The sequence below is a fragment of the Streptomyces sp. NPDC060194 genome (assembly GCF_042728285.1).
Classification (GTDB): Bacteria; Actinomycetota; Actinomycetes; order Streptomycetales; family Streptomycetaceae; genus Streptomyces.
The window spans coordinates 1-24,834 of record NZ_JBHWZH010000034.1 but is presented as its reverse complement, the minus strand read 5'-3'; the positions used below and the strand labels follow the sequence as shown (position 1 = coordinate 24,834).

Here is a 24,834-nt window from a genome sequence, read left to right as displayed (position 1 = left end):
GGCGGGTCGCGGGTTCAGCCGGTCAGGAGCCTGACGCCGGCCGTCACCGCGACCGCGACGCCGACGACGACCAGGAAGTGCGCCCGCAGCACGAGCGCGAGGGCGGCCGCCGCCATGCCCGCGAGCCGGGCGTCGACGACGAGCGCGTCGCCCGCCTGGAAGGTCTGCTGGGCGGTGAGCGCCGCCAGCAGGGCGACCGGCATCAGGGCCGCGAGCCGTTGCACGAGCGGCCGCTCGAGGACCCCGGCCGGGACGAGCAGGCCGAGCAGCTTGACCGCGTAGCAGCCGACGGCGGTCGCGATGATCGCGATCCAGACGTTCACCGCTCCCCCTCCTCGCCCGCGGCGCCCGCACGGGCCCGGCGGCCCTCCAGGAACAGCATCGCGGGTGCGGCGAGCCCCGCCACGAGCACCGGGACCCCGGCCGGGAGCACCGGCAGCAGCCCGAGGCCCAGCACGACCGCGAGACCGGCGGTGAGGCGCTCCGTCGCCGTCCGCAGCATCGGTGCGAGCAGCGCCAGGAAGACGGCGGGTCCCGCCGCGTCGAGCCCCCAGGCCGAGGTGTCGCCGAGCGCCTCCGCGCCGATCCCGCCGAGCAGCGTCGTCAGGTTCCACAGCACGTAGAGCGTGAGGCCGGTGACCGTGAAGCCGATCCGCGCGGACCGGCGGTCCGGCTGCGCGAGCGCGACGGCGGTGGTCTCGTCGATGACCCAGTGGGCGGCGAGCGGGCGCACGGAGCGCCGCAGCGAGAGCAGCTGGGAGAGGCGCAGTCCGTAGAACGCGTTGCGCGCGCCGAGGAAGAACGCTCCCGCGGCGGCGGTGAACGGGTTGCCGCCGGCGGCGAGCGCGCCCACGAGCGCGAACTGCGACGCGCCGGTGAAGACCAGCAGGCTGAGCGCGCAGGTCTGGAGCACGCTCAGCCCGGCGCCGACCGACGTGACGCCGAAGGCGAACCCGGAGAGGCCCACCGCGACGCCCACCCCGAGCGCGTCGCGGACGACGGCCGCGTCCGCCTTCACCGGTACGGAGGCGCCGGCGGGCCCGGCGAGGACCGTGCCGTCCCCTGAGGCCTGTATGTCTGTCGCGTGGCGTCCCTCTGGGGACGCTGTCTTCTTCACCACGTCCGGGACGCTACGCGGGCCCGTCGTCACCCGTCTTGTACGTTCTTGCACGTCCGCGCCGGTACGCGCCCGGCGGGACCCCCACCATCCGGGTGAAGTGCCGGTTGAGGTGCGGCTGGTCGGTGAAGCCGACGGCCAGCGCCGCTTCCGCCGGGGCCGAGCCCGCGTCCAGGAGCGCGCGGGCCCGCCGCACCCGGGCGTCCGTCAGCCAGGCGTGCGGCGGCATGCCGTAGCGCCGCTTGAAGGCGCGCAGCAGCGCGAAGGGGCTGGTGCCCAGCTCCGCGGCGAGCCGCTCCAGGGTGGGCGGGCTGTCCATCCGCTCCTCCAGCAGGGCCCGCGCCCGGTCCGCGTCCCGTGCCCCGGCGGCCTGCCCCTCGCGGCCGGGCAGCCGTCCGCCGTGGCTGCGCAGCATCCGCGCGGTGACCTGGCGCAGCAGGGTGTCCGCGGCCAGCGCGTTGCCCTGCTCGGCCGCCTTGTGGACGCCGACGACGAGCTGCGCGGCGTAGGCGTCGTCGACCACCGGGGCGGTGAAGCCGACCGGGCCGCGCAGGGAGAGCGCGTCGGCGGCGATGGACTCGATCAGGTCGGCGTCCGGGTAGAGCGTGCGGTAGGTCCAGCCTTCGGGGACGCCCGCGTGCCCGGTGTGCGAGACGTCCGGGTTCACCAGCGCGATCTGCCCCGGCCCCGCCCTGACCAGGTCGGAACCGTAGTGGAAGGCCTCGACGCCCTCGGTGATCGCGGCGAACACGAACGTCTCGTGGGTGTGCCGGGCGAAGGCCATCCGGACGTAGTGGGCGTGCAGGAGGTCGACGCCGGGGAGGTCGGGGTGCTGCCAGTACCGGGCCCGGTCCCGGTTCCCGCCGTCCTCGTCCGCCGCCGTCATACCGTGAATTGTCGCAGGTCCGGGCGATTGTCAGTGGCTCGGTGCACGATGGGGCCATGGCTGGAGACGCGCTTGCCGGTTTCTCCCCCGCGACCAGGAGCTGGTTCACGGGGGCCTTCACCGCGCCCACGGACGCCCAGGCCGGAGCCTGGCGGGCGATCGGCGAGGGCTCGGACGTGCTGGTCGTGGCCCCGACCGGCTCCGGCAAGACGCTCGCCGCCTTCCTGGCCGCCCTGGACGACCTGGCGGCCGCCCCGCCCCCCGCCGACCCCCGCAAGCGCTGCCGGGTCCTGTACGTCTCCCCGCTCAAGGCGCTCGCGGTCGACGTCGAGCGCAACCTCCGCTCGCCCCTGACCGGCATCCGCCAGGAGTCCGTACGGCAGGGGCTGCCCGAGCCGGAGGTCCGGGTCGGGATCCGCTCCGGCGACACCCCGGCGGCCGAGCGGCGCTCGATGGCCACCCACCCGCCGGACATCCTCATCACCACCCCCGAGTCGCTCTTCCTGATGCTCACCTCGTCCGCCCGCGAAGCCCTGGCCGGCGTCGAGACGGTCATCCTCGACGAGGTCCACGCGGTGGCGGGCACCAAGCGCGGCGCCCACCTCGCCGTCTCCCTGGAGCGCCTGGACGAGCTGCTCCCCCGCCCTGCCCGGCGCATCGGCCTGTCGGCGACGGTCCGGCCGGTCGACGAGATCGCCCGCTACCTCTCGCCGCGCCGCAAGGTCGAGATCGTGCAGCCGCCGTCGGCGAAGCGCTTCGACCTGTCGGTGGTGGTGCCGGTGGAGGACATGGGCGAGCTCGGCGGCTCCCCGGTCGCCGAGGGCGACGAGAAGGAGCGCCCCTCGATCTGGCCGCAGGTCGAGGAACGGATCGCCGACCTCGTCCAGGCGCACCGCTCCACCATCGTCTTCGCCAACTCCCGCCGCCTCGCCGAGCGCCTGTGCAACCGGCTCAACGAGATCGCCTACGAGCGGGCCACCGGCGAACCCGTACCGGAGGCCCACTCCCCCGCGGAACTGATGGGCGGCTCCGGCGGGGTCTCGGGCGCCCCCCAGGTCCTCGCACGCGCCCACCACGGATCGGTGTCCAAGGAGCAGCGCGCCCTGGTCGAGGAGGACCTCAAGGCCGGCCGGCTGCCCGCCGTCGTGGCCACGTCCAGCCTGGAGCTCGGCATCGACATGGGCGCGGTGGACCTGGTCGTGCAGGTGGAGTCGCCCCCCTCGGTCGCCTCCGGGCTCCAGCGCGTCGGCCGGGCCGGCCACCAGGTGGGGGCGGTCTCCACCGGGGTCGTCTTCCCCAAGTACCGCGGCGACCTGGTCCAGTCGGCCGTGGTCACCGAGCGGATGCGGACCGGCGCCATCGAGTCGCTGCGGGTCCCCGCCAACCCGCTCGACGTCCTCGCCCAGCAACTCGTCGCCATGGTCGCGCTCGACAGCTGGCAGGCCGACGACCTGCTCGCCGTCGTCCGCCGCGCGGCCCCGTTCTCCGCGCTCCCGGAGTCCGCGTTCACCGCCGTCCTGGACATGCTCGCCGGCCGGTACCCCTCGGACGCCTTCGCCGAGCTGCGCCCCCGTGTGGTCTGGGACCGCGTCGCGGGCACCGTGACCGGCCGCCCCGGCGCGCAGCGCCTGGCGGTCACCTCCGGCGGCACGATCCCCGACCGGGGCCTCTTCGGCGTCTTCCTCGCCGGGTCCGACCCCAAGAAGGGCGGCGGCCGGGTCGGCGAGCTCGACGAGGAGATGGTCTACGAGTCCCGCGTCGGGGACGTCTTCACCCTCGGCACCAGCTCCTGGCGCATCGAGGACATCACCCGCGACCGGGTCCTGGTCTCCCCCGCCCCGGGCGTCCCCGGAAGGCTGCCGTTCTGGAAGGGCGACCAGCTCGGCCGCCCGCTCGAACTGGGCCGCGCGGTCGGCGCCTTCCTCCGGGAGGTCGGCGCCCTCACCCCCGACAAGGCCCGCGCCCGCCTCTCCGCCGCGGGCCTGGACGAGTGGGCCGCGGGCAACGTGATCGCCTACCTCGACGAGCAGCGCCAGGCCTGCGGCCACATCCCCGACGACCGCACGATCGTCGTGGAACGCTTCCGCGACGAGCTGGGCGACTGGCGGGTCGTCGTCCACTCCCCCTTCGGCGCGCAGGTCCACGCCCCCTGGGCGCTCGCCCTGGGCGCCCGCCTCACCGAGCGGTACGGCATGGACGCCCAGGTCATGCACGCCGACGACGGCATCGTGCTCCGGCTGCCCGACGCCGACCTGATGAGCCTGGACCTCCTCGACCAGGAGCCGATGCTCCCCGAGGCGTCCTACGACAGCGACAAGCCCCCGGTCGGCGCCGCCGACACGCTCTTCGACAAGTCCGAGGTCGACCAGCTGGTCACCGACCAGGTCGGCGGCTCCGCCCTCTTCGCCTCCCGCTTCCGCGAGTGCGCCGCCCGGGCGCTGCTGCTGCCCCGGCGCAGCCCCGGCAAGCGGACCCCGCTGTGGCAGCAGCGCCAGCGCGCCTCCCAACTGCTCCAGGTGGCATCCGAGTTCGGCTCCTTCCCGATCGTCCTCGAAGCGGTCCGCGAGTGCCTGCAGGACGTCTTCGACGTCCCCGGACTGACCGAGCTGATGGGGGACATCGAGTCCCGCAAGGTCCGCCTGGTCGAGGTCACCACCCCCGAACCGTCCCCCTTCGCCCGCTCCCTGCTCTTCGGCTACGTGGCGCAGTTCCTCTACGAGGGCGACTCCCCGCTCGCCGAACGCCGGGCGGCCGCACTGTCCCTGGACTCCCGGCTGCTCGCCGAGCTGCTCGGACAGGCGGAGCTGCGCGAGCTCCTCGACCCCGAGGTCCTGTCGGAGCTGGAGCAGGAGCTGCAGTGGCTCACCGAGGACCGCCGGATCAAGGGCGCCGAGGGCGTCGCCGACCTGCTGCGCGTACTGGGCCCCCTCACCGACGCCGAACTGGCCGAGCGCGGCGCCGCACCCGAATGGGCCCCCGCCCTCGCCGGCGCCCGCCGCGCCATCCGGGTGCGGATCTCCGGCGCCGACCACTGGGCCGCGATCGAGGACGCGGGCCGCCTGCGGGACGCGCTCGGCACCGCGCTGCCCGTCGGCGTCCCCGAGGCGTTCACCGAACCGGTCAAGGCCCCCCTGGGCGACCTGCTCGCCCGCTACGCCCGCACCCACGGCCCCTTCACCTCGGCCGCCGCCGCGAACCGCTTCGGCCTCGGCCCGGCCGTCACCGACGGCACCCTGCAGCGCCTCGCGGGCAACGGCCGCGTCGTCCAGGGCGAGTTCCATCCCTCGGGCAGCGGCCAGGAGTGGTGCGACGCCACCGTGCTGCGCCGCCTGCGCCGCCGCTCCCTCGCCGCGCTCCGGCACGAACTCGAACCGGTACCGCCCACCGCCCTGGCCGCGTTCCTCCCGCAGTGGCAGCACGTCGGCGGGGGCGGGCTGCGCGGCATCGACGGCCTGGTGCGCGCGATCGAGCAGCTCCAGGGGGCGACCGTCCCCGCCTCGGCCCTGGAGAGGCTCGTCCTGCCGTCCCGGGTCGCCGGGTACACCCCCGCGATGCTCGACGAGCTGACCACCACCGGCGAGGTGGTGTGGTCCGGTGCGGGATCGCTCCCCGGCAAGGACGGCTGGGTCTCCCTCCACCTCGCCGACGCCGCCCCGCTCCTGCTGCCGCCCCCGCACCCCCTGGAGCAGACCGCTCTCCACGAGTCCGTGCTGACCACCCTGGCCGGCGGCTACGGTCTCTTCTTCCGCCAGATCGCCGACCAGGTGCGCGCCACCACCCACCCCACCGTCTCCGACACGCAGCTCGCGGAGGCCCTGTGGGAGCTGACCTGGTCGGGCCGGCTGACCAACGACACCCTCGCCCCGCTCCGCGCGCTGCTCGGCTCGGGCCGCACCGCCGGCTCGACCGCCCACCGCGCCAAGCGGTCCGTACCGCGCGGCCGCTACGGCTCTCTCACCGCAGCCGCCCGCGCCACCTCGCGCACCGGGCCGCCGACCGTGTCCGGCCGCTGGTCACTCCTGCCCTCGCCCGAGCCGGACCCCACGGTCCGGGCCCACGCCCTGGCCCGCACCCTCCTGGACCGGCACGGGGTGGTGACCAGGGGCGCAGTCGGCGCCGAGGGCGTGGAGGGCGGCTTCTCCGCCGTGTACCGAGTGCTGTCCGTCTTCGAGGAGAGCGGCCAGGCCCGCCGCGGTTACGTCGTCGAAGGCCTGGGAGCCGCCCAGTTCGCCATGGACGGGGCCGTCGACCGGCTGCGCGCCACCTCCACCGCCCAGGACCGCGGCACCCCCCGCGACCAGCCCGCCCGGGCCGTCGTCCTCGCCGCCGCCGACCCCGCCAACGCTTACGGAGCCGCCCTCCCCTGGCCCGAACCCCCAGGTGACGCCACCCACAAGCCGGGCCGCAAGGCGGGCTCCCTCGTCGTCCTGGTCGACGGCGCGCTCACCCTGTACATGGAGCGCGGCGGCAAGACGCTCCTGGCCTGGCCCGACGCCCGCACGGACCACGGCGATGGGACCGCCCCGGAACCCGACGCCCCCGGGGCGCCCGACGACCGGGTCCACGCGGCCGTCACCGCCCTGGCGGCAGCGGCGGCCGCGGGCGCACTCGGCACGGTCACCGTGGAGCGGGTCAACGGCGCCTCCGCGCTGACCTCGCCCCTGGGCCGCACACTGGAGGCAGCCGGGTTCCACGCCACCCCGCGAGGCCTGCGGCTGCGCGCCTGACCGGCTCGCACACACGTCAGCCGGACTGGCCGGTCCGCCCCCGGGAACCCGCACCCCGACCGACCCGACCTGCCCCGCTCCGACGACGGGCAGCACCGGACAGCGACGACCAGGGAGCCCGATGCCATGCCCGAGGGCGACACCGTCTTCCAGGCCGCGGCCCGTCTGCACACGGCGCTCGCCGACCGGGTCCTCACCCGGTCGGACCTGCGTGTGCCCCGCTTCGCCACCGCCGACCTGACGGGCCGCACCGTCCTGGACGTGACCGCGCGCGGCAAGCACCTGCTGACCCGGATCGAGGGCGGCCTCACCCTGCACTCGCACCTGCGCATGGACGGCCAGTGGAGGATATACGCCCCCGGCGAGCGCTGGCGGGGCGGGCCCGACCACCAGATCCGCGCGATCCTCGGCAACGACGAGCGCACGGCCGTCGGCTACCGGCTCCCCGTGCTGGAACTGCTCCGCACCCGGGACGAGGAGAAGGCTGTGGGACACCTGGGTCCGGACCTCCTCGGCCCGGACTGGGACGCCGACCGGGCGCTGGCCAACCTGCTCAAGGAGCCCGGCCGGGCACTCGGCGAGGCCCTGCTCGACCAGCGGAACCTGGCCGGCGTCGGCAACGTGTACAAGTCGGAGATCTGCTTCCTGCTCCGGGTGACCCCCTGGCTGCCCGTCGGCGAACTGCCGGCCCCCGAGCACGCGACGACGGTCGCCAAGAAGCTCCTGGAGGCCAACCGCGTCCGCCCGACCCGGATCACCACCGGCAACTCCACTCCGGGCCGGCAGCAGTACGTCTACGGGCGCGCGCCCCGCCCCTGCCTGCGCTGCGGTACCTCGATCCGCAAGGCCGACCAGGGCGACGGTTCGCGCGAGCGGCCCACGTACTGGTGCCCCCGCTGCCAGAGCGGCCCCACCCCCTGAAGCGCCCGCCCCGGAGCGCTGGATCCGATCCCATCCCCCTCAGGACCCCTTGCGCCGCCCCGACCACCACGCCAGGGTCCACGGCGCCACACCCTTCGCCCGCGCCTTGCCCACGCAGTGCACCGGCAGCAGGCTCAGCCCCCACCCGCCGACCACCACGGTCCCCTCCAGCGCCCCCGCGTCCGCCGGGTCGAGCAGCAGCCTGGCTACCGCCCACCACCACGCCACGCCCGCCCCGACCGCGATCACCAGCGCCGCACGCGTCAGCACCCGTACCTCCCGTCGGGCCCTGCGGGCCGGCTCCGGTGATGTCCCTCAGCAACCATGTCACATGTCGGACAATACGGTCACCTCAGGGCCTCTCGCACCCGTCCGGGCACGCAGAAGCCCCGGCCGGGACGTACCCGGCCGGGGCTCGGCGTCGCACTCGTACGCAGCCGTCGGCTACGCGGCGACCACGTCCACCGCTTCCGCGGGCGCCTTGATGGTGACGCGATCGGGCGAGACACCCGCCATCGACGTCACGGAGACGGAATTGAGCATCGGGCGCACCGGCGCCGGCATCGACTCGCTCGCCGCTGCAGACTGGGCCAGCTCCGCGAGGGCGAGCTCGTCGCTCACCTCGCGCATGAGCTCGGACATCCGTACATCAAGCGCGTCACAGATCGCGGAGAGCAGTTCGGAGGACGCCTCCTTCTGCCCCCGCTCCACCTCGGAGAGATAGCCGAGTGAGACTCGGGCGGACGAGGAGACCTCGCGCAGAGTACGGCCTTGGCGCTGGCGCTGCCGACGCAGCACGTCACCCAGCAGGCGACGGAGCAGAATCATCGGTGGCTCCCTCCTCGGACCGCGTAGCCGCATCCATTACGCCCCACCGTACCGCTTAGCGACGCGGCCGTGCGGGGAGCGATGTCGTGTTCACTCAGGGCTGCAAACATCAAATCCCCCCGTTCTGTTCCGTATCCTGTGTCCGCCCATTTCCGATCAGTTCGCCGGACAGCAGCCCGAGGGCCGCTCGTACGCTGTCCTTACGGATTTCCGTTCGGCCACCGTTCAACCGCAGGGGCGTGACAATTCGGGCATGCTCCCCGAGGCCACCTTCCGCACCCGGTCCCGCGACCGCCACGAACACCGTCCCGACCGGCCGCCCGTCCTGCGGGTCGGGCCCGGCGACGCCGGTGGTCGCGACGCCCCAGTCGGCGCCGAGGAGCCGCCTGACGCCCGCGGCCATCGCGAGGGCGACGTCCGGATCGACGGCGCCCCGCTCGGCCAGCAGCGCACCGTCCACGCCGAGCACGTCCCGCTTGACGTCGGTGGCGTACGCCGTGACCCCGCCGCGGAAGGCCCGCGAGGCCCCGGGTACGTCGGTCAGCGCCGCGGCCAGCAGGCCGCCGGTCAGGGACTCAGCACAGGCGACGCTCTCGCCGCGCCCCACCAGGAGCTCCAGGACATCCGACTCCTCGTGGGCGTCCGACGTCACGAGGTCTCCCGCTCGGCCGCGCGGCCGATGCGCCGCAGCACGACGGCCTGCCGGACGTAGTCGAGCCCGGTGCCGACGGTGAGCACGACGGCGGCCGCCATCACCCACCACCGCAGGGTCGCCAGCGGCCCGGTGAGCACCAGGACGTACATCCCGACGGCGACCCCCTGGGTGAGGGTCTTCAGCTTGCCGCCCCTGCTGGCGGGGATCACACCGTGCCGGATGACCCAGAAACGCATGAGCGTGATGCCGAGTTCCCGGGCCAGGATCACGGCGGTCACCCACCACGGCAGATCGCCCAGCCAGGAGAGGCAGATGAGCGCCGCGCCCATGATGGCCTTGTCGGCGATCGGGTCGGCGATCTTGCCGAAGTCGGTGACCAGGTCGTACGTCCGGGCCAGGTGGCCGTCGAAGACGTCGGTGATCATGGCGACGGCGAAGGCCGCCCAGGCCCAGGCCCGCCAGACGGGGTCGTGGCCGCCGTCCTGCAGCAGGATGATCACGAAGCCCGGCACGAGGACCAGCCGGATCATCGTGAGGATGTTGGCGATGTTCCAGAGGGAGACGGGGTCGACCGCCGCGGCCCCCAGCTTCCCGCCGCGGGCCGGCGTGGCGCCGGTACCGCCCGCCGCGGATGCCGGGACTCCCGTCATCTGGCCGCCTCCACGTCGATACATTCCGCCACGAGGTCGACCCCTTCGGTACCGACCGCCTTCGCCTCGACCATACGACCCGGGACGAGACCGGCGCTCTCCGTGAAGATCACCTGGCCGTCGGTCTCGGGCGCCTGGTGGGCCGCGCGGCCGAAGGCGAGACCCTCGCTGTCGTCGTCTCCGGCGCTCTCGACGAGGACGTGGAGCGTCTCGCCGACGCGCTCGTCGGCGCGCTGGGCGGTGAGCTCCTCGGCCAGCTGCGAGAGGTGCGCGAGGCGCGCGTCGACGGTGTCCTGGTCCAGCTTCCCGTCGTACGTCTCGGCCTCCGTGCCCTCCTCGTCGGAGTAGCCGAAGACGCCGATGGCGTCGAGGCGGGCGCCGGTGAGGAAGCGTTCCAGCTCGGCGAAGTCGGCCTCGGTCTCGCCGGGGAAGCCGACGATGAAGTTCGAGCGGACACCCGCCTGGGGCGCCTTGCTCCGGATGGTGTCGAGCAGCTCCAGGAACCGGTCGGTGTCGCCGAAGCGGCGCATGGCGCGCAGCACGCCGGGCGCGGAGTGCTGGAAGGACAGGTCGAAGTACGGGGCGACCTTCGGCGTCGAGGTGAGGACGTCGATCAGGCCGGGCCGCATCTCGGCGGGCTGGAGGTAGCTGACGCGGATGCGCTCGATGCCGTCGACGTCCGCCAGCTCGGGCAGCAGGGTCTCCAGGAGCCGGATGTCGCCGAGGTCCTTGCCGTAGGAGGTGTTGTTCTCCGAGACGAGCATCACCTCCTTGACGCCCTGCTCGGCGAGCCAGCGGGTCTCCTGCAGGACGTCGCTCGGGCGGCGCGAGATGAAGGAGCCGCGGAAGGAGGGGATGGCGCAGAAGGAGCAGCGGCGGTCGCAGCCGGAGGCCAGCTTGACGGAGGCGACCGGACCGGCGGAGCCGAGCCGGCGGCGCAGCGGCGCGCGCGGTCCGGACGCGGGCGCGATGCCTTCGGGGAGGTCCTCGGGGGCCGGCGCGGGCTCGGCACTCTGGGCGTGGCCGGGCAGCGCGACGCCCCCGGCCGTCTGGCGCTCGGCCGGGCTGATCGGCAGCAGCTTGCGCCGGTCGCGGGGGGTGTGGGAGGCGTGGATGCCGCCGTTGAGGATGGTCTGCAGGCGGTCGGAGATGTCGGCGTAGTCGTCGAAGCCGAGGACGCCGTCCGCCTCGGGCAGGGCGCCGGCCAGCTCCTTGCCGTAGCGCTCGGCCATGCAGCCCACGGCGACCACGGCCTGGGTCTTGCCGTGGTCCTTCAGATCGTTGGCTTCGAGCAGGGCGTCGACGGAGTCCTTCTTGGCGGCCTCGACGAATCCGCAGGTGTTGACGACGGCGACGTCGGCGTGGGCGGCGTCCTCGACGAGCTCCCAGCCGTCCGCCTCCAGGCGGCCTGCGAGCTCCTCCGAGTCCACCTCGTTACGGGCGCAGCCAAGAGTGACGAGAGCGACGGTACGGCGTTCGGGCATGGCACCCAGCGTACTTCGTCCGGCCGGCGCCCAGAGCGCCGCCGCCCCCGGGCCCGCCCCGGAGGGCCGCGGCGGGCGCGACCGGGGCGGTCACCCGGCCTCGGGGTCGCCCTTGGTGTAGGTGAGCCGCTCGACCTGGCCGTCGCCGAACTCGTCCTTGATCTCCTTGCCGTTCACGAACAGCTGGATCGCGCCGGCGTTGCCGAGGACCAGGTCGATCTTCTGCGGGTCGGTGAAGGTCTTCGCGTCGCCCTGCTGCAGGGTGCCGTCGAAGAGCTTCATCCCGTTGTGGTCCTTGGCGGAGACCCAGCTGCGGCCGTCCTCGACGACGACCAGCTTCACGGTCACCTTGTCCGCGGGAGCCGCCGCGACGGCGCTCTCGGACGGCGCGGGCTTGGGGCCCGCGGCCTTCGCGGGGCTCTTGCTCGGCTCGGCGGACGGGGCGGGCGTGGCGTCGTCCTGGGCCAGGTTCCGCTTGGATCCCTCGTCGTCACCGGTGAACATCGTGAAGCCGACGAAGCCGATCACCGCGACGATCGCGGCGACCATGGCCGCCGTCCAGTTCGGCCGCTGCCGCTCCGGCCTGATCCGCTCGGCCTCGAACAGCGGGGCCGCGGGGGTGGGCTGCGGCCGGCCGCCGCGTTCCTCGGCGAACTGCTCGAGCAGCGGCCCGGGGGCGATGCCGACGGCGGCGGCGATGGTCCTGATGTGTCCGCGGGCGTAGACGTCGCCGCCGCACCGGGAGAAGTCGTCCTGCTCGATGTCCTGGACGATCGGTGCGCGGACGCGGGTGGTCTGGCTGATCTGGTCGACGCTCAGCCCGGCGGCGGCGCGGGCCTCGCGCAGGGCGCGCCCGATCGAGGGGCGGGCCTCGTCGGCCGCGCCGGAATCCGGGGTGCTGCCCGGTTCCGGGGCCGCGTCGGTCTCGGCCGGTTCGGGGGACTCGTGGGGGGTGCCGGAGGATTTGCCGATGGACACGGGGACGCCTTTCGAGCGTTCAACCACCTGCTGGAGGTTCAGTTTAGGGGTGGTGCGAAAGGGTGGGGCAACCGGACGGGGGACCTTTTACGCCATCGGAACGGTCCACCGGCCGGACCGCTCACCGCTCCGCCTACCCCGTGGACGTGGCCCCGGGCGAAACGGTTGCCCGCCGCGCCCCTCCCGGCGGAATCCGCCCCATCACCGGGGCGGTACGCCCCCTTCGCCCGTGGTCGTCCCCCGCTCTAGTCCTGGGACTCCCCGCGGATGACGGCGATCACTCCCTCGATCTCGTCCGCCTTCACCAGCACGTCCCGCGCCTTGGACCCCTCGCTGGGTCCGACGATGTTCCGCGACTCCATCAGGTCCATCAGCCGCCCCGCCTTCGCGAAGCCGACCCTGAGCTTGCGCTGGAGCATCGAGGTGGAGCCGAACTGGGTGGAGACCACCAGTTCGACCGCCTGGCAGAGCAGGTCGAGGTCGTCGCCGATCTCCTCGTCGATCTCCTTCTTCTGCTTGCCGCCGACGGTGACGTCGTCCCGGAAGACCGGCGCCATCTGGTCCTTGCAGTGCTGCACCACCGCGTGGACCTCGTCCTCGGTGACGAACGCGCCCTGCATACGGGTGGGCTTGTTGGCCCCCATCGGCAGGAAGAGACCGTCGCCCTTGCCGATCAGCTTCTCCGCGCCCGGCTGGTCGAGGATGACGCGGGAGTCCGCGAGCGAGGAGGTGGCGAACGCGAGCCGCGAGGGCACGTTCGCCTTGATCAGACCGGTCACGACGTCCACCGAAGGACGCTGGGTGGCGAGCACGAGGTGGATGCCCGCCGCACGGGCGAGCTGGGTGATCCGGACGATGGAGTCCTCGACGTCCCGGGGGGCGACCATCATCAGGTCGGCGAGCTCGTCGACGATCACCAGCAGGTACGGGTACGGCGAGAGCTCGCGCTCGCTGCCCTCGGGCGTCTTCAGCTTGCCGTCCCGGACGGCCTTGTTGAAGTCGTCGATGTGGCGGTAGCCGAAGGCGGCGAGGTCGTCGTAGCGCAGGTCCATCTCGCGCACGACCCACTGCAGGGCCTCGGCGGCCTTCTTGGGGTTGGTGATGATCGGGGTGATGAGGTGCGGGATGCCCTCGTAGGCCGTCAGCTCGACCCGCTTGGGGTCGACGAGGACCATCCGGACGTCCTCGGGCGTGGCCCGCACCATGATGCTGGTGATGAGGCAGTTGATGCAGGACGACTTGCCCGAGCCGGTGGCGCCGGCGACCAGGACATGCGGCATGGTCGCCAGGTTGGCCATCACGTAGCCGCCCTCGACGTCCTTGCCGAGCGCGACGAGCATCGGGTGGTCGTCCTCGGCGGCGTCGGCGAGCCGCAGCACGTCGCCGAGGTTGACCATCTCGCGGTCGGTGTTGGGGATCTCGATGCCGACGGCCGACTTGCCGGGGATCGGCGAGATGATCCGCACGTCCGGGCTGGCGACGGCGTAGGCGATGTTCTTGGTGAGCGCGGTGATCCGCTCGACCTTCACCGCCGGGCCGAGCTCGACCTCGTAGCGGGTGACGGTCGGGCCACGGGTGAAGCCGGTGACGGCGGCGTCGACCTTGAACTCGCTGAAGACGGTGGTCAGCGAGGTGACGACGGCGTCGTTGGCGGCGCTGCGGGTCTTGCCGGGGCCGCCGCGTTCCAGCAGGTCCAGCGAGGGCAGCGAGTAGGTGATGTCGCCGGACAGCTGGAGCTGCTCCGCGCGGGCGGGCAGCGGCCGGTCCTCGGTCCGCGGGGTCTTGGTGAGGTCGGGGACGCCGTCGGAGGGCGTCGCCTCGTCCCGTTCGGGCTCCGGCGCCTTCGCCGGCCGCGACACCTTCCCGGGCACCGGGCGGCCTGTGTCCTCTCGCGCGGACGGCACGGGCGTGCGCTCGGCTCCGCGCTCCCCCGTGACGTCCCGGGTCAGGTCGGCGACCAGCGGCGACGGCGGCATCCCGTTGAGCACCGCCCCGTCGAGCGCGGCGGCCGCCGCCGCGGCGACGTCGACGGCGTCCATGGGCTGGTCGAAGGCCGGCTGCGAGGGGCCGCGGCGCGGCCGCCGGCGCCGGGCGAGCGCCTCCGCCTCGGCGTGGTCGGGGTCGACGGCGTCCGCGGTGGAGGCCCGCCGCCGGGCGCGCGGCGCGGGCGCCTCGTCGCCCCACTCGTCGTCGTACTCGTACGCCCGCTCGTCGCGTACCTCGTCCTCCGGGCGGGGCTCTATGACGCCGAGCCGCACCCCGAGCAGCCGCAGCCGCTGCGGGATCGCGTTGACGGGCGTGGCGGTGACGACGAGCAGCCCGAAGACGGTGAGGAGCACGAGCAGCGGCACGGCGAGGAACTGGCCCATCGTGAAGACGAGCGGCATGGACGCGCCCCAGCCGATGAACCCGCCGGCGTCCCGCAGCGCGTCGGTGCCCTGGCCCCGGCCGGGCGCGCCGCAGGCGATGTGCACCTGGCCGAGCACGCCGACGACCAGCGCGGACAGGCCGATGACGATCCGTCCGTTGGCCTCCGGCTGTTCCGGATGGCGGATCAGCCGGACGGCGACGGCGCCGAGCAGCAGCGGCACGAGCAGGTCCAGGCGGCCGAACGCGCCGGTGACGAGCAGGTCGACGAGGCCGCCGACCGGCCCCGAGAGGTTCGACCAGGTGCCGGCCGCGACGACCAGCGCGAGGCCGAGGAGGAGCAGGGCGAGGCCGTCCTTGCGGTGGGCCGGGTCGAGTCCCTTGGCGCCGCGCCCTATGCCGCGGAACAGCGCGCCCACGGAGTGCGCGAGGCCGAGCCACAGGGCGCGGACCATCCGGTAGACGCCGCCGGTGGGGCTCGGCGCGGGCCGGGGGGCGGGCCGCTTCGCCGCGGCCTTCCGGGCGGGCGCCTTCCTCGCGGGGGCCCGCTTGGCCGGGGCCTTCGCGGCGGGAGGCCTCTTCACGGCCGCCGCCTTCTTCGCGGGCGCCTTCTGCGCGGACGCCTTCTTGGCTGCGGACATACGTGAGGCCATGGGGGTGAGGTTACCGGTGGAGGCCGGACGGAACACGTGTGGCGGCGGCTTCACCCGTACGTGTCGCCTCGGGGAGGACGGAAACTGACGCGACCTCAGTGCGGCCGCGCGCCGGTCCCCTGCGGGCGAGGCCCGCTCAGCTCTTCGACTGCACCTGGGCCGCGTCGGAACCGGTGCCCGGCTCCAGCGCGTCGAGCGCGCGGCGCAGACCGGTGAGCTTGCGTTCGAGATGGGCCGCGGTGGCCACGGCGGACGCGTCGGCCGCGTCGTCGTCGAGCTGCTTGGAGAGCGCCTCGGCCTGCTCCTCGACGGCGGCGAGCCGCGCGGACAGCTCGGCGAGGAGACCGGCGGCCTCCTTGCCCTGTCCGGCGCCCGGGCGGGCGCCGGCGCCGCCCTCGAGCTGGAGCCGCAGCAGCGCCGCCTGCTCCCGGAGCTGACAGTTCTTCATGTACAGCTCGACGAACACCGAGACCTTGGCCCGCAGCACCCAGGGGTCGAACGGCTTGGAGATGTAGTCGACCGCGCCCGCCGCGTACCCGCGGAAGGTGTGGTGCGGGCCGTGGTTGATCGCGGTGAGGAAGATGATCGGGATGTCCCGGGTCCGCTCCCGCCGCTTGATGTGGGCGGCGGTCTCGAACCCGTCCATGCCCGGCATCTGGACATCCAGCAGGATCACCGCGAAGTCGTCGGTGAGCAGCGCTTTGAGCGCCTCCTCCCCGGACGATGCCCGCACCAGCGTCTGATCGAGCGCAGAGAGGATGGCCTCCAGCGCCAGCAGATTCTCCGGCCGGTCATCGACCAGGAGGATCTTGGCCTTCTGCACCACGGCCCGCCCTCCTCGCCCCGGCAGTGAACCGGGCGCCGCCCCAGGGGGCGACACCTTTTCGCCGCCCGCACTCGTGCCGGTCATGGTAGCCGCACCCTGCCGGTCGCCACACCCTGTCACCGCGATGTCACTGTCGACGTAGCGGAAACGCGGGTGAAGACCAGAAGGTTCCCCGAACACCGAGGCCTCACACGCCTTCGGGCACGTTCGGTCAGCACCGCCTCACCGGGCACCGACGGGATCCGGCCAACCGCCGTCACTCACCGCGCATCCACTGCTCCATGACCGACAGCAGGTGATCGGGGTCGACGGGCTTGGTCACGTAGTCCGAGGCGCCCGACTCGATCGCCTTCTCCCGGTCGCCCTTCATCGCCTTCGCGGTGAGCGCGATGATCGGCAGACCGGCGAACTGCGGCATCCGGCGGATCGCGGTGGTGGTCGCGTAGCCGTCCATCTCCGGCATCATGATGTCCATCAGGACGAGCGTCACGTCGTCGTGCTGCTCCAGGACCTCGATGCCCTCCCGCCCGTTCTCCGCGTAGAGCACCGCGAGCCCGTGCTGCTCCAGGACGCTGGTGAGGGCGAAGACGTTGCGGATGTCGTCGTCGACGATGAGCACCCGCTCGCCGTCGAACGCGAACACCTTCCGCTCGCCGGCCTCCGGCTGCTCCTCACCCGCCGGGGCCGTCAGGCCGTCCGGCTCGGCCGAGGCCCGCTCGGGCAGCGCGGCGCGCGGCGGGGCCGCCTGGACGGCCCTGCGCCGCCGCCGGAACAGCGCGGCGGGGCCCGCGGCGGCCTCGCGCTCCGCGCGCGGCGGTTCGGGCCGCGCGAGCCGCTCGGCGTCGGCGGCCGCCTCCTCCGGCTGCGCCTCCTCGCCGGCCCGGTCGGAGCCGGGCGCCGGCTGCGCGTAGCCCTGGGGCGGGAGTTCGCTCGGGTGCAGGGGCAGGTACAGCGTGAACGTCGAGCCGCGGCCCGGCTCGCTCGCCGCGTGGATCTCGCCGCCGAGGAGCCGGGCGATCTCCCGGCTGATCGACAACCCCAGGCCCGTACCGCCGTACTTGCGGCTGGTGGTGCCGTCCGCCTGCTTGAACGCCTCGAAGATGACCCGCATCTTGCTCGCCGCGATGCCGATGCCGGTGTCGGTGACCGAGAACGCGATCAGGTCGGCGTTGGCGTCCCTGAGGGAGCCCGCCTCCAGGAGCTGCTCGCGGATCGCGTCGGGGACGTCGGCGTTGGCGTGCCGGATGACCAGCTCGACCGCGCCGCCGTCGGTGAACTTCACCGCGTTCGACAGCAGGTTGCGCAGCACCTGCAGCAGCCGCTGCTCGTCGGTGTGCAGCGTGGCGGGCAGCTCCGGGGAGACCCGGACGGAGAAGTCGAGGCCCTTCTCGGCGGTGAGCGGCCGGAAGGTGGCCTCCACGTAGTCGACGAGCTGGACGAGCGCGATCCGGGTCGGGCTGACGTCCATCTTGCCCGCCTCGACCTTCGACAGGTCCAGGATGTCGTTGATGAGCTGCAGCAGGTCCGAGCCCGCGCCGTGGATGGTCTCGGCGAACTCGACCTGCTTGTGGGAGAGGTTCGCCTCGGCGTTGTCGGCGAGCAACTTGGCCAGGATCAGCAGGGAGTTGAGCGGGGTCCGCAGCTCGTGCGACATGTTCGCCAGGAACTCGGACTTGTAGCGCATCGAGACGGCGAGCTGCTCGGCGCGCTCCTCCAGGACCTGCCGCGCCTCCTCGATCTCGGTGTTCTTGACCTCGATGTCGCGGTTCTGCCGGGCCAACAGCTCGGCCTTCTCCTCCAGTTCGGCGTTGGAGACCTGGAGCGCCTTCTGCCGGTTCTCCAACTCGGCCGACCGTTCCCGCAGTTGCTCGGTGAGTTCCTGCGACTGCTTCAGCAGCACCTCGGTCTTGGTGTTGACGCTGATGGTGTTGACGGAGGTCGCGATCATCTCCGCGATCTGGCTGAGGAAGTCGCGCTGGATCTGCGTGAACGGCTGGAACGAGGCCAGTTCGATGACGCCGAGGATCTTCCCCTCGAAGAGCACCGGCAGGACGATGACCTGCGCCGGCGGCGCCTCGCCGAGCCCGGAGGCGATCTTGAGGTAGCCGCTGGGCGCGTTCTCCACCAGGATGGTGCGCTTCTCCGTCGCCGCGGTGCCGATCAGCGTCTCGCCGGGCCGGAACGCGGTGGGCATCGCGCCCATCGAGTAGCCGTAACTCCCCAGCATCCGCAACTCGTAGGCGTCGTCGCCGACCTCGACGGCCAGGTCCGGGCCGTCGTCGACGGGCATCGCGAGAAAAAACGCGCCGTGCTGCGCGGAGACCACCGGCGTCAGCTCGCTCATGATCAGCGAGGCGACGTCGGCGAGGTCGCGGCGGCCCTGCATCAGGCCGGAGATGCGGGCGAGGTTGCCCTTGAGCCAGTCCTGCTCCTTGTTGGCGATCGTGGTGTCGCGCAGGTTCGCGATCATCGTGTTGATGTTGTCCTGCAGGACCTGGATCTCGCCGGCCGCGTCCACGTCGATCTTGAGGTTGAGGTCGCCGCGGGTCACCGCCGTGGCGACCGCCGCGATGGCGCGGACCTGACGGGTCAGGTTCCCGGCCATCTCGTTCACCGACTCGGTCAGGTCGCGCCAGGTGCCGTCGACGTCCCGCACCCGCGCCTGCCCGCCGAGCTGGCCCTCCGTGCCCACCTCGCGGGCGACGCGGGTGACCTCCTCGGCGAACGACGACAGCTGGTCGACCATCGTGTTGATGGTCGTCTTGAGCTCCAGGATCTCGCCGCGCGCGTCGACGTCGATCTTCTTCGTCAGGTCGCCCTTGGCGACCGCGGTGGTGACCATCGCGATGTTGCGCACCTGGCCGGTCAGGTTGGACGCCATCGAGTTCACCGACTCGGTGAGGTCCTTCCACGTCCCCGAGACGCCCGGCACCCGCGCCTGCCCGCCGAGGATGCCGTCGGTGCCCACCTCGCGGGCCACCCGGGTCACCTCGTCGGCGAACGACGACAGCGTCGTCACCATCGTGTTGACGGTGTCGGCGAGCTGCGCGACCTCGCCGCGCGCCTTGACCGTCACCTTCTTCGTCAGGTCTCCGTTGGCGACCGCCGCCGAGACCTGGGAGATGTTCCGCACCTGGCTGGTGAGGTTGTTGGCCATCAGGTTGACGTTGTCGCTGAGGTCCTTCCAGATGCCGGTGACGCCCGGCACCCGCGCCTGCCCGCCGAGCTGCCCCTCGGTGCCCACCTCGCGGGCCACCCGGGTCACCTGCTCCGCGAACGACGACAGCTGGTCGACCATCGTGTTGACGGTCGTCACCAGCTCCAGGATCTCGCCCTTGGCGTCGACGGTGATCTTCTTCGACAGGTCGCCGCGCGCCACGGCCGTCGTCACCTCGGCGATGTTCCGCACCTGGCTGGTGAGGTTGTTCGCCATGAAGTTCACGGACTGCGTCAGGTCCTTCCAGGTGCCCGACACCCCCTGCACCTCGGCCTGCCCGCCCAACTGCCCCTCGGTGCCCACCTCGCGGGCCACCCGGGTCACCTGCTCCGCGAACGACGACAGCTGGTCCACCATCGTGTTGAGGGTGTTCTTCAGCTCCAGGATCTCGCCGCGCGCGTCCACGTCGATCTTCTGCGACAGGTCACCGCGCGCGACCGCCGTCGCCACCTGGGCGATGTTGCGGACCTGCGCCGTGAGGTTCCCGGCCATGCCGTTCACCGAGTCGGTCAAGTCGCGCCACACCCCGGCCACGCCCGGCACCTGCGCCTGCCCGCCGAGCCGCCCGTCGGTGCCCACCTCGCGGGCCACGCGGGTGACCTGGTCGGCGAAGGCGGAGAGCTGGTCGACCATCGTGTTGATGGTGTTCTTCAGCTCCAGGATCTCGCCGCGCGCGTCGACCTCGATCTTCTGCGACAGGTCACCGCGCGCGACCGCCGTCGTGACCTGCGCGATCTGCCGCACCTGAGAGGTGAGGTTGCCGGCCATGAAGTTGACGGAGTCGGTCAGGTCCTTCCACGTCCCCGAGACCCCGATGACGCGCGCCTGCCCGCCGAGGCGGCCCTCCGTGCCCACGTCCCTGGCCATCCGGGTCACCTGGTCGGCGAACGACGACAGCTGGTCGACCATCGTGTTGACGGTGTTCTTCAGCTGGAGCATCTCGCCGGACACGTCCACGGTGACCTTCTGCGAGAGGTCCCCGTTGGCCACGGCCGTCGTCACCTGCGCGATGTTGCGCACCTGACCGGTGAGGTTGCGGAACGCCGTGTTGACGGAGTCGGTCAGGTCCTTCCACGTCCCCGCCGCCCCCGGCACCCGCGCCTGCCCGCCCAGCTCGCCCTCGACGCCGATCTCCCGCGCCACCCGGGTCACCTCGGCGCCGAACGCGGAGAGCTGGTCGACCATCGTGTTGACGGTGTTCTTCAGCTCCAGCATCTCGCCGGCGACGTCGACGGTGACCTTCTGCGACATGTCGCCGTTCGCGACCGCCGTCGTCACCTGCGCGATGTCCCTCACCTGACCGGTGAGGTTGCGGAACGCCGTGTTGACGGAGTCGGTCAGGTCCTTCCACGTCCCCGCCGCCCCCGGCACCTTCGCCTGGCCGCCCAACTCCCCTTCGAGGCCGACCTCGCGCGCCACCCGGGTCACCTCGTCGGCGAACGTCCGAAGGGTCTCGGTCATCTGGTTGATCGTGTCGGCGAGCTGCGCCACCTCGCCGCGGGCGCTCACCGTGACCTTCTGCGACAGGTCGCCGTTGGCGACCGCCGTCGTCACCTCGGCGATGCCCCGCACCTGCGAGGTCAGGTTCCCCGCCATGGTGTTCACCGAGTCGGTGAGGTCCTTCCAGACCCCCGCCACCCCCGGCACCGTCGCCTGCCCGCCCAGCTCGCCCTCGGTGCCCACCTCGCGGGCGACCCGGGTCACCTCGGAGGAGAACGACGACAACTGGTCCACCATCGTGTTGACGGTGTTCTTCAGCTCCGCCATCTCGCCGGCCACCTCGACGGTGACCTTGCGGGACAGATCGCCCTTGGCGACGGCGGTGGTGACCAGCGCGATGTCCCGCACCTGCGCGGTGAGCCGGTACGCCATCGTGTTGACGGAGTCGGTCAGGTCCTTCCACGACCCGGACATCCCCCGGACCTTCGCCTGCCCGCCGAGCTTGCCCTCCGTGCCCACCTCGCTGGCCACCCGGGTCACCTCGTCGGTGAACGTGGACAGCTGGTCGACCAGGCCGTTCACGGTCCGGCCGACCTTCAGGAACTCGCCCCGCAGCGGCCGCTCCGTGCCCTCGGCGGCCTGCGCCCGCAGGTCCATCCGCTGGTCGAGGTCGCCCTCCGCGACCGCCGACAGCACCCGGCCGACCTCGGAGACCGGCCGCACCAGGTCGTCGACCAGCGCGTTCGCCGCGTCGATCGCGTCGGCCCAGTCGCCCTCGCTGACGCCCGTCTCCAGGCGCTCCGCGAGCTTCCCCTCGCGGCCGACCATCCGCCGCACCCGCTGCAGCTCGCCCGTCAGATGCAGCTTGCGGTCCGCGACCTCGTTGAAGACGGCCGCGATCTCCGGCATGACACCGTCGCCGGAGACGGTCAGCCGCCGCCGGAAGTTGCCGTCCCGCATGGCCACGAGCGCGGTGAGCAGCCGGTCGAGCGCGGCCGTGTCCACCTCGGTGGTCCCGCGCCGCCGGCGAGGTCGCGGCGGACTGCTCTTCGCGCGCGTGCCCGTGCCTCGCGCCGATCCGCCAGACTCCACGTGTCCCTCCCGCAGGGGTCGACCTCAATGCCCAGGGGGGCTTCCCTTGAAGCCTGCCCAGTGTTTCACCACGGCCGAACCTGGCCATAACAGTTCGGCAGCTTCGCATACCGTCCCCGCCCCGTAGGGACGGAAACACGGAAGACCGGCATCGGCCCGGACCGCGAAGGTAAGTAACCTGGCATCCGGCTGTCCAACCGTCCGGCCCGCCCGGCCCGGTCGACGGCGCGCGAATCCACACCGCACGGTGACACACACGGGGCACGGAGGGGCGGCCGCACGATGGCGGATCTCGGGGCAGAGGCGCGTTCGAACATGAGGAGTTCTGTGATCACCGCCCGCGCGGCCGCAACCTTCGAACCGGTCGGCCGCTCGGTCGCGTCCGCCCGCGGCTTCGTCCGCGACACCCTCCACGGCTGGGGCTTCTCCGACATCGTCGACGACGCCGTCGTCCTCACCAGCGAGCTGGTCACCAACGCCGTCGTCCACGCCGGCACCGAGGCCCAGGTCCTGTGCCTGCGCTCCGAGGACGGCGTACGGGTCGAGGTCGCCGACCACTACCCCGAGCGCGAGGTGCCCCTGCTCTCCGGCGTCGAGGAGCGCAGCCCCGACCAGGAGGGCGGCCGCGGCCTGCTGCTCTGCGCGGCCCTGGCCGCCCGCTGGGGCGTCGAGTACACCCCCACCCACAAGCAGGTCTGGTTCCAGCTCGAACTGCCCGAGCGCCCCGTCGGGACCCGCTCCGCCGGGCCCGCCCTCCCCGTCGGCCTGCTCCCCGCCGCCGACGGACGGGTCCGGGTCGCCGTCGTGCAGACCGACGCGGCCGGTGCCGTCACCTCGTGGAACGAGGACGCCGAGCACGTCTTCGGCCACCCCGCCGAACAGATCACCGGCAAGCTCCTCACCGACTTCGTCGCCTGGCCGCACACCCCCGGCACCGGCACCGGCGTCGCCGAGGCCCTCGGCCTCTCCCGCTGGGAGGGCAGCTACGGCTTCCGCGCCGCCGACGGCCGCGTCCTGCCCGTCTACGCCTCCCACCTGCGCGTCCGCGACAGCGACGGCGCGCCGTCCACCGTCTGCCTGCTGGTCCGCGACGAGGACCGGGCCGTCCTGCAGACACCTCTGCGCGGCGCGTCCACCGACTCCTCCTCGCTGGCCGAGAGCCGCACCAGCGACCCGTTCGAGACGTTCATCGGCTCCCCCGCCCCCGACGACCTCGACGGCCTGCTCCAGCGCACCGTCGAGCGCTCCCGCGACATGCTCGACGGCGACGCCGCCTTCCTGCTGCTCGCCACCGACGACGAGACCGAGCTGGAGGTCCGCGCCTCCACCGGGCTGCCCTCGGCCCGCCAGCGGTTCGCGCGCGTCCCCGTCGAGGCCGGCTCCGGCCGCTACGGCTCGGCCCGCATGCCCGCCGTCCACGACGACCTGGCCGCGGTCCCCGGCGCCGTCCCCCTGCTCGCCGGCACGGGCATGCGGTCGGTCGTCACCGTCCCACTCAAGGTCGAGGGCCGACTCACCGGCTCGCTCGGCGTCGCGGCGGAGGCCGCCGGCCGATACTCCAACGAGGAGGCGCTGCGGCTGCAGTTCGCCGCCGACCGCATCGCGCTCGCCGTCGAGTCGGCCCGCCTCGGTGAGCTGGAGCGGCTGCGCCGCGGCTCGCTCTCCTTCCTCGTCGAGGCCTCCGACCTCCTCGCCGGCACCCTGGACCGCGACCAGACCCTCGCCCTCATGGCGCAGATGACCGTCCCCACCCTCGCCACCTGGTGCGCCGTCTACACCATCGCCGACCAGACCTCGGCCCCCTACCTCTCCTACGTCCTGCACGAGGACGAGGAGCGCATCGACGGCCTCAAGGCGCTGCTCTCCAAGATCAGCCCGCCCGACCCCGTCCCCACCCCCGGCGCCCGCCCCTGGAGCGCGCCCGCCGAGGCCGCCCACCAGGCCGCCCTGCGCGCCTCCATCCACAGCCTCGGCCGCTCCGACACCCCGCACCTGGGCAACGGCATCGGCGCCACGCTCGCCACCTCCGCGGCGGTGGCCGGCGAGACGGTCGTCCTGCCGCTGGTCGCCCGCAACCGCGTCATCGGCATGCTCACCCTGGGCAAGCCGTCCGACGACCACTTCCGCCAGGAGATCCTGGAGCTCGCCGAGGACCTCTCACGCCGGGCCGCCCTCGCGCTGGACAACTCCCGCCTGTACTCCGAGCGCGTCGCGATCAGCCAGTCCCTCCAGCGCAGCCTCCTCCCCCCGGAGCTGCCGGTCGTCCCGAACGTCGAGGTCGAGGTCATCTACCGCGCCGCCGGCGAGGGCAACGAGGTCGGCGGCGACTTCTACGACCTCTTCCCCATCCGCGACGGCGCCTACGGCTTCGCCATCGGCGACGTCTGCGGCACCGGCCCCGAGGCCGCGGCCGTCACCGGTCTCGCCCGCCACGCCCTGCGGCTGCTCGCCCGCGAGGGCTTCAGCGGCCCCGCCGTCCTCGAACGCCTCAACGCCGCGATCCTCGACGAGGGCGCCCGCAGCCGCTTCCTCACCCTCCTCTACGGCGAGCTGTGGCCGCAGGAGGACGGCAGCGCCGTCCTCAAGGTCGTCTGCGCCGGCCACCCGCTCCCCCTGCGCCTGCGCCCGGACGGCACCGTCGTCCCCGCCGCCGAACCCCAGCCCCTGCTCGGCGTGATGGACGACCTGGAGCTGTACGAGGAGACGTACACGCTCGACCACGGGGACGTGCTGCTGTGCGTCACCGACGGCATCACCGAACGGCGTGAGGGCACCCGCATGCTCGGCGACGACGGGCTCGCGGACGTCCTCGCCACCTGCACGGGCCTGACGGCAGGGGCGGTCGCGGCCCGCATCATGCGCGCCGTCGAACGCTTCGCCAGCGACGCCCCCTCCGACGACATGGCGATCCTGACCCTGCGCGTGCCGGAACCGCACCTGGACTGACGGCGGTTGCCGGTTCCCCGCGCCGGTCGGTCGGCGCGGGGAACCCC

At 73.1% G+C, this 24,834-nt stretch carries 15 protein-coding genes; 3 read left to right on the top strand and 12 right to left on the bottom strand.

Going from position 1 to position 24,834, the window contains the following annotated elements:
- Positions 1–14 precede the first annotated feature (14 nt).
- The 3 genes from ACFWEG_RS10355 to ACFWEG_RS10345 are packed head-to-tail and all read right to left on the bottom strand — an operon-like array spanning position 15 to position 2,003.
- Positions 15–323: an AzlD domain-containing protein gene (locus ACFWEG_RS10355; protein ID WP_387211759.1), complete on the bottom strand. Its 309-nt coding sequence runs from the start codon at positions 321–323 to the stop codon at positions 15–17.
- Entirely contained in the window at positions 320–1,075 is a 756-nt protein-coding gene (locus ACFWEG_RS10350; RefSeq protein ID WP_387211826.1) for an AzlC family ABC transporter permease, read from the bottom strand. The genes ACFWEG_RS10355 and ACFWEG_RS10350 overlap by 4 nt, the downstream gene beginning before the upstream one ends.
- Before the next feature lie 55 nt (positions 1,076–1,130).
- Entirely contained in the window at positions 1,131–2,003 is an 873-nt protein-coding gene (locus tag ACFWEG_RS10345; RefSeq protein WP_387211756.1) for an AraC family transcriptional regulator, read from the bottom strand.
- A 56-nt stretch (positions 2,004–2,059) separates the two neighbouring features.
- Here ACFWEG_RS10345 and ACFWEG_RS10340 point away from each other — a divergent pair, with 56 nt between their 5' ends.
- Both ACFWEG_RS10340 and ACFWEG_RS10335 read left to right on the top strand, forming a co-directional pair.
- Positions 2,060–6,730, top strand: a complete 4,671-nt coding sequence (locus tag ACFWEG_RS10340; protein ID WP_387211753.1) for an ATP-dependent helicase — start codon at positions 2,060–2,062, stop codon at positions 6,728–6,730.
- 126 nt (positions 6,731–6,856) lie between these two features.
- On the top strand, positions 6,857–7,651 hold the full coding sequence (locus tag ACFWEG_RS10335) for an Fpg/Nei family DNA glycosylase (protein WP_387211750.1): 795 nt from the start codon (positions 6,857–6,859) through the stop codon (positions 7,649–7,651).
- A gap of 39 nt (positions 7,652–7,690) precedes the next feature.
- On the opposite strand, the gene ACFWEG_RS10330 is transcribed toward ACFWEG_RS10335, so the two are convergent.
- The 9 genes from ACFWEG_RS10330 to ACFWEG_RS10290 all read right to left on the bottom strand — a co-directional run bounded on the left by ACFWEG_RS10330 (position 7,691) and on the right by ACFWEG_RS10290 (position 21,841).
- Positions 7,691–7,921: a hypothetical protein gene (locus tag ACFWEG_RS10330; RefSeq protein WP_387211747.1), complete on the bottom strand. Its 231-nt coding sequence runs from the start codon at positions 7,919–7,921 to the stop codon at positions 7,691–7,693.
- A 174-nt stretch (positions 7,922–8,095) separates the two neighbouring features.
- Positions 8,096–8,479 (bottom strand): helix-turn-helix domain-containing protein, encoded by a 384-nt coding sequence (locus ACFWEG_RS10325; protein ID WP_387211744.1) that lies wholly within the window; start codon positions 8,477–8,479, stop codon positions 8,096–8,098.
- 109 nt (positions 8,480–8,588) lie between these two features.
- Positions 8,589–9,131: a CinA family protein gene (locus ACFWEG_RS10320; RefSeq protein WP_387211741.1), complete on the bottom strand. Its 543-nt coding sequence runs from the start codon at positions 9,129–9,131 to the stop codon at positions 8,589–8,591.
- On the bottom strand, positions 9,128–9,784 hold the full coding sequence (gene pgsA, locus ACFWEG_RS10315) for a CDP-diacylglycerol--glycerol-3-phosphate 3-phosphatidyltransferase (RefSeq protein ID WP_387211738.1): 657 nt from the start codon (positions 9,782–9,784) through the stop codon (positions 9,128–9,130). Before pgsA ends, ACFWEG_RS10320 begins: the two co-directional genes overlap by 4 nt.
- Positions 9,781–11,268 carry a 30S ribosomal protein S12 methylthiotransferase RimO gene (gene rimO, locus ACFWEG_RS10310; protein ID WP_387211735.1) on the bottom strand — a complete coding sequence of 496 codons (1,488 nt, stop codon included), beginning with the start codon at positions 11,266–11,268 and terminating at the stop codon, positions 9,781–9,783. The genes pgsA and rimO overlap by 4 nt, the downstream gene beginning before the upstream one ends.
- 90 nt (positions 11,269–11,358) lie before the next feature.
- A complete protein-coding gene (locus ACFWEG_RS10305; RefSeq protein ID WP_387211731.1) occupies positions 11,359–12,246 on the bottom strand; it encodes a helix-turn-helix domain-containing protein in 888 nt (295 codons plus the stop codon).
- A 245-nt stretch (positions 12,247–12,491) separates the two neighbouring features.
- The gene (locus ACFWEG_RS10300) at positions 12,492–15,266 is read right to left on the bottom strand and encodes a DNA translocase FtsK (RefSeq protein WP_387211728.1); all 2,775 of its coding nucleotides are present in this window, start codon (positions 15,264–15,266) and stop codon (positions 12,492–12,494) included.
- 136 nt (positions 15,267–15,402) lie between these two features.
- The gene (locus ACFWEG_RS10295; RefSeq protein WP_387211725.1) at positions 15,403–16,092 is read right to left on the bottom strand and encodes a two-component system response regulator; all 690 of its coding nucleotides are present in this window, start codon (positions 16,090–16,092) and stop codon (positions 15,403–15,405) included.
- 256 nt (positions 16,093–16,348) lie between these two features.
- On the bottom strand, positions 16,349–21,841 hold the full coding sequence (locus ACFWEG_RS10290; RefSeq protein WP_387211722.1) for a HAMP domain-containing protein: 5,493 nt from the start codon (positions 21,839–21,841) through the stop codon (positions 16,349–16,351).
- A 315-nt stretch (positions 21,842–22,156) separates the two neighbouring features.
- On the opposite strand from ACFWEG_RS10290, the gene ACFWEG_RS10285 reads away from it, so the two are divergent.
- Positions 22,157–24,787, top strand: a complete 2,631-nt coding sequence (locus ACFWEG_RS10285; protein ID WP_387211719.1) for a SpoIIE family protein phosphatase — start codon at positions 22,157–22,159, stop codon at positions 24,785–24,787.
- Positions 24,788–24,834 lie beyond the last annotated feature (47 nt).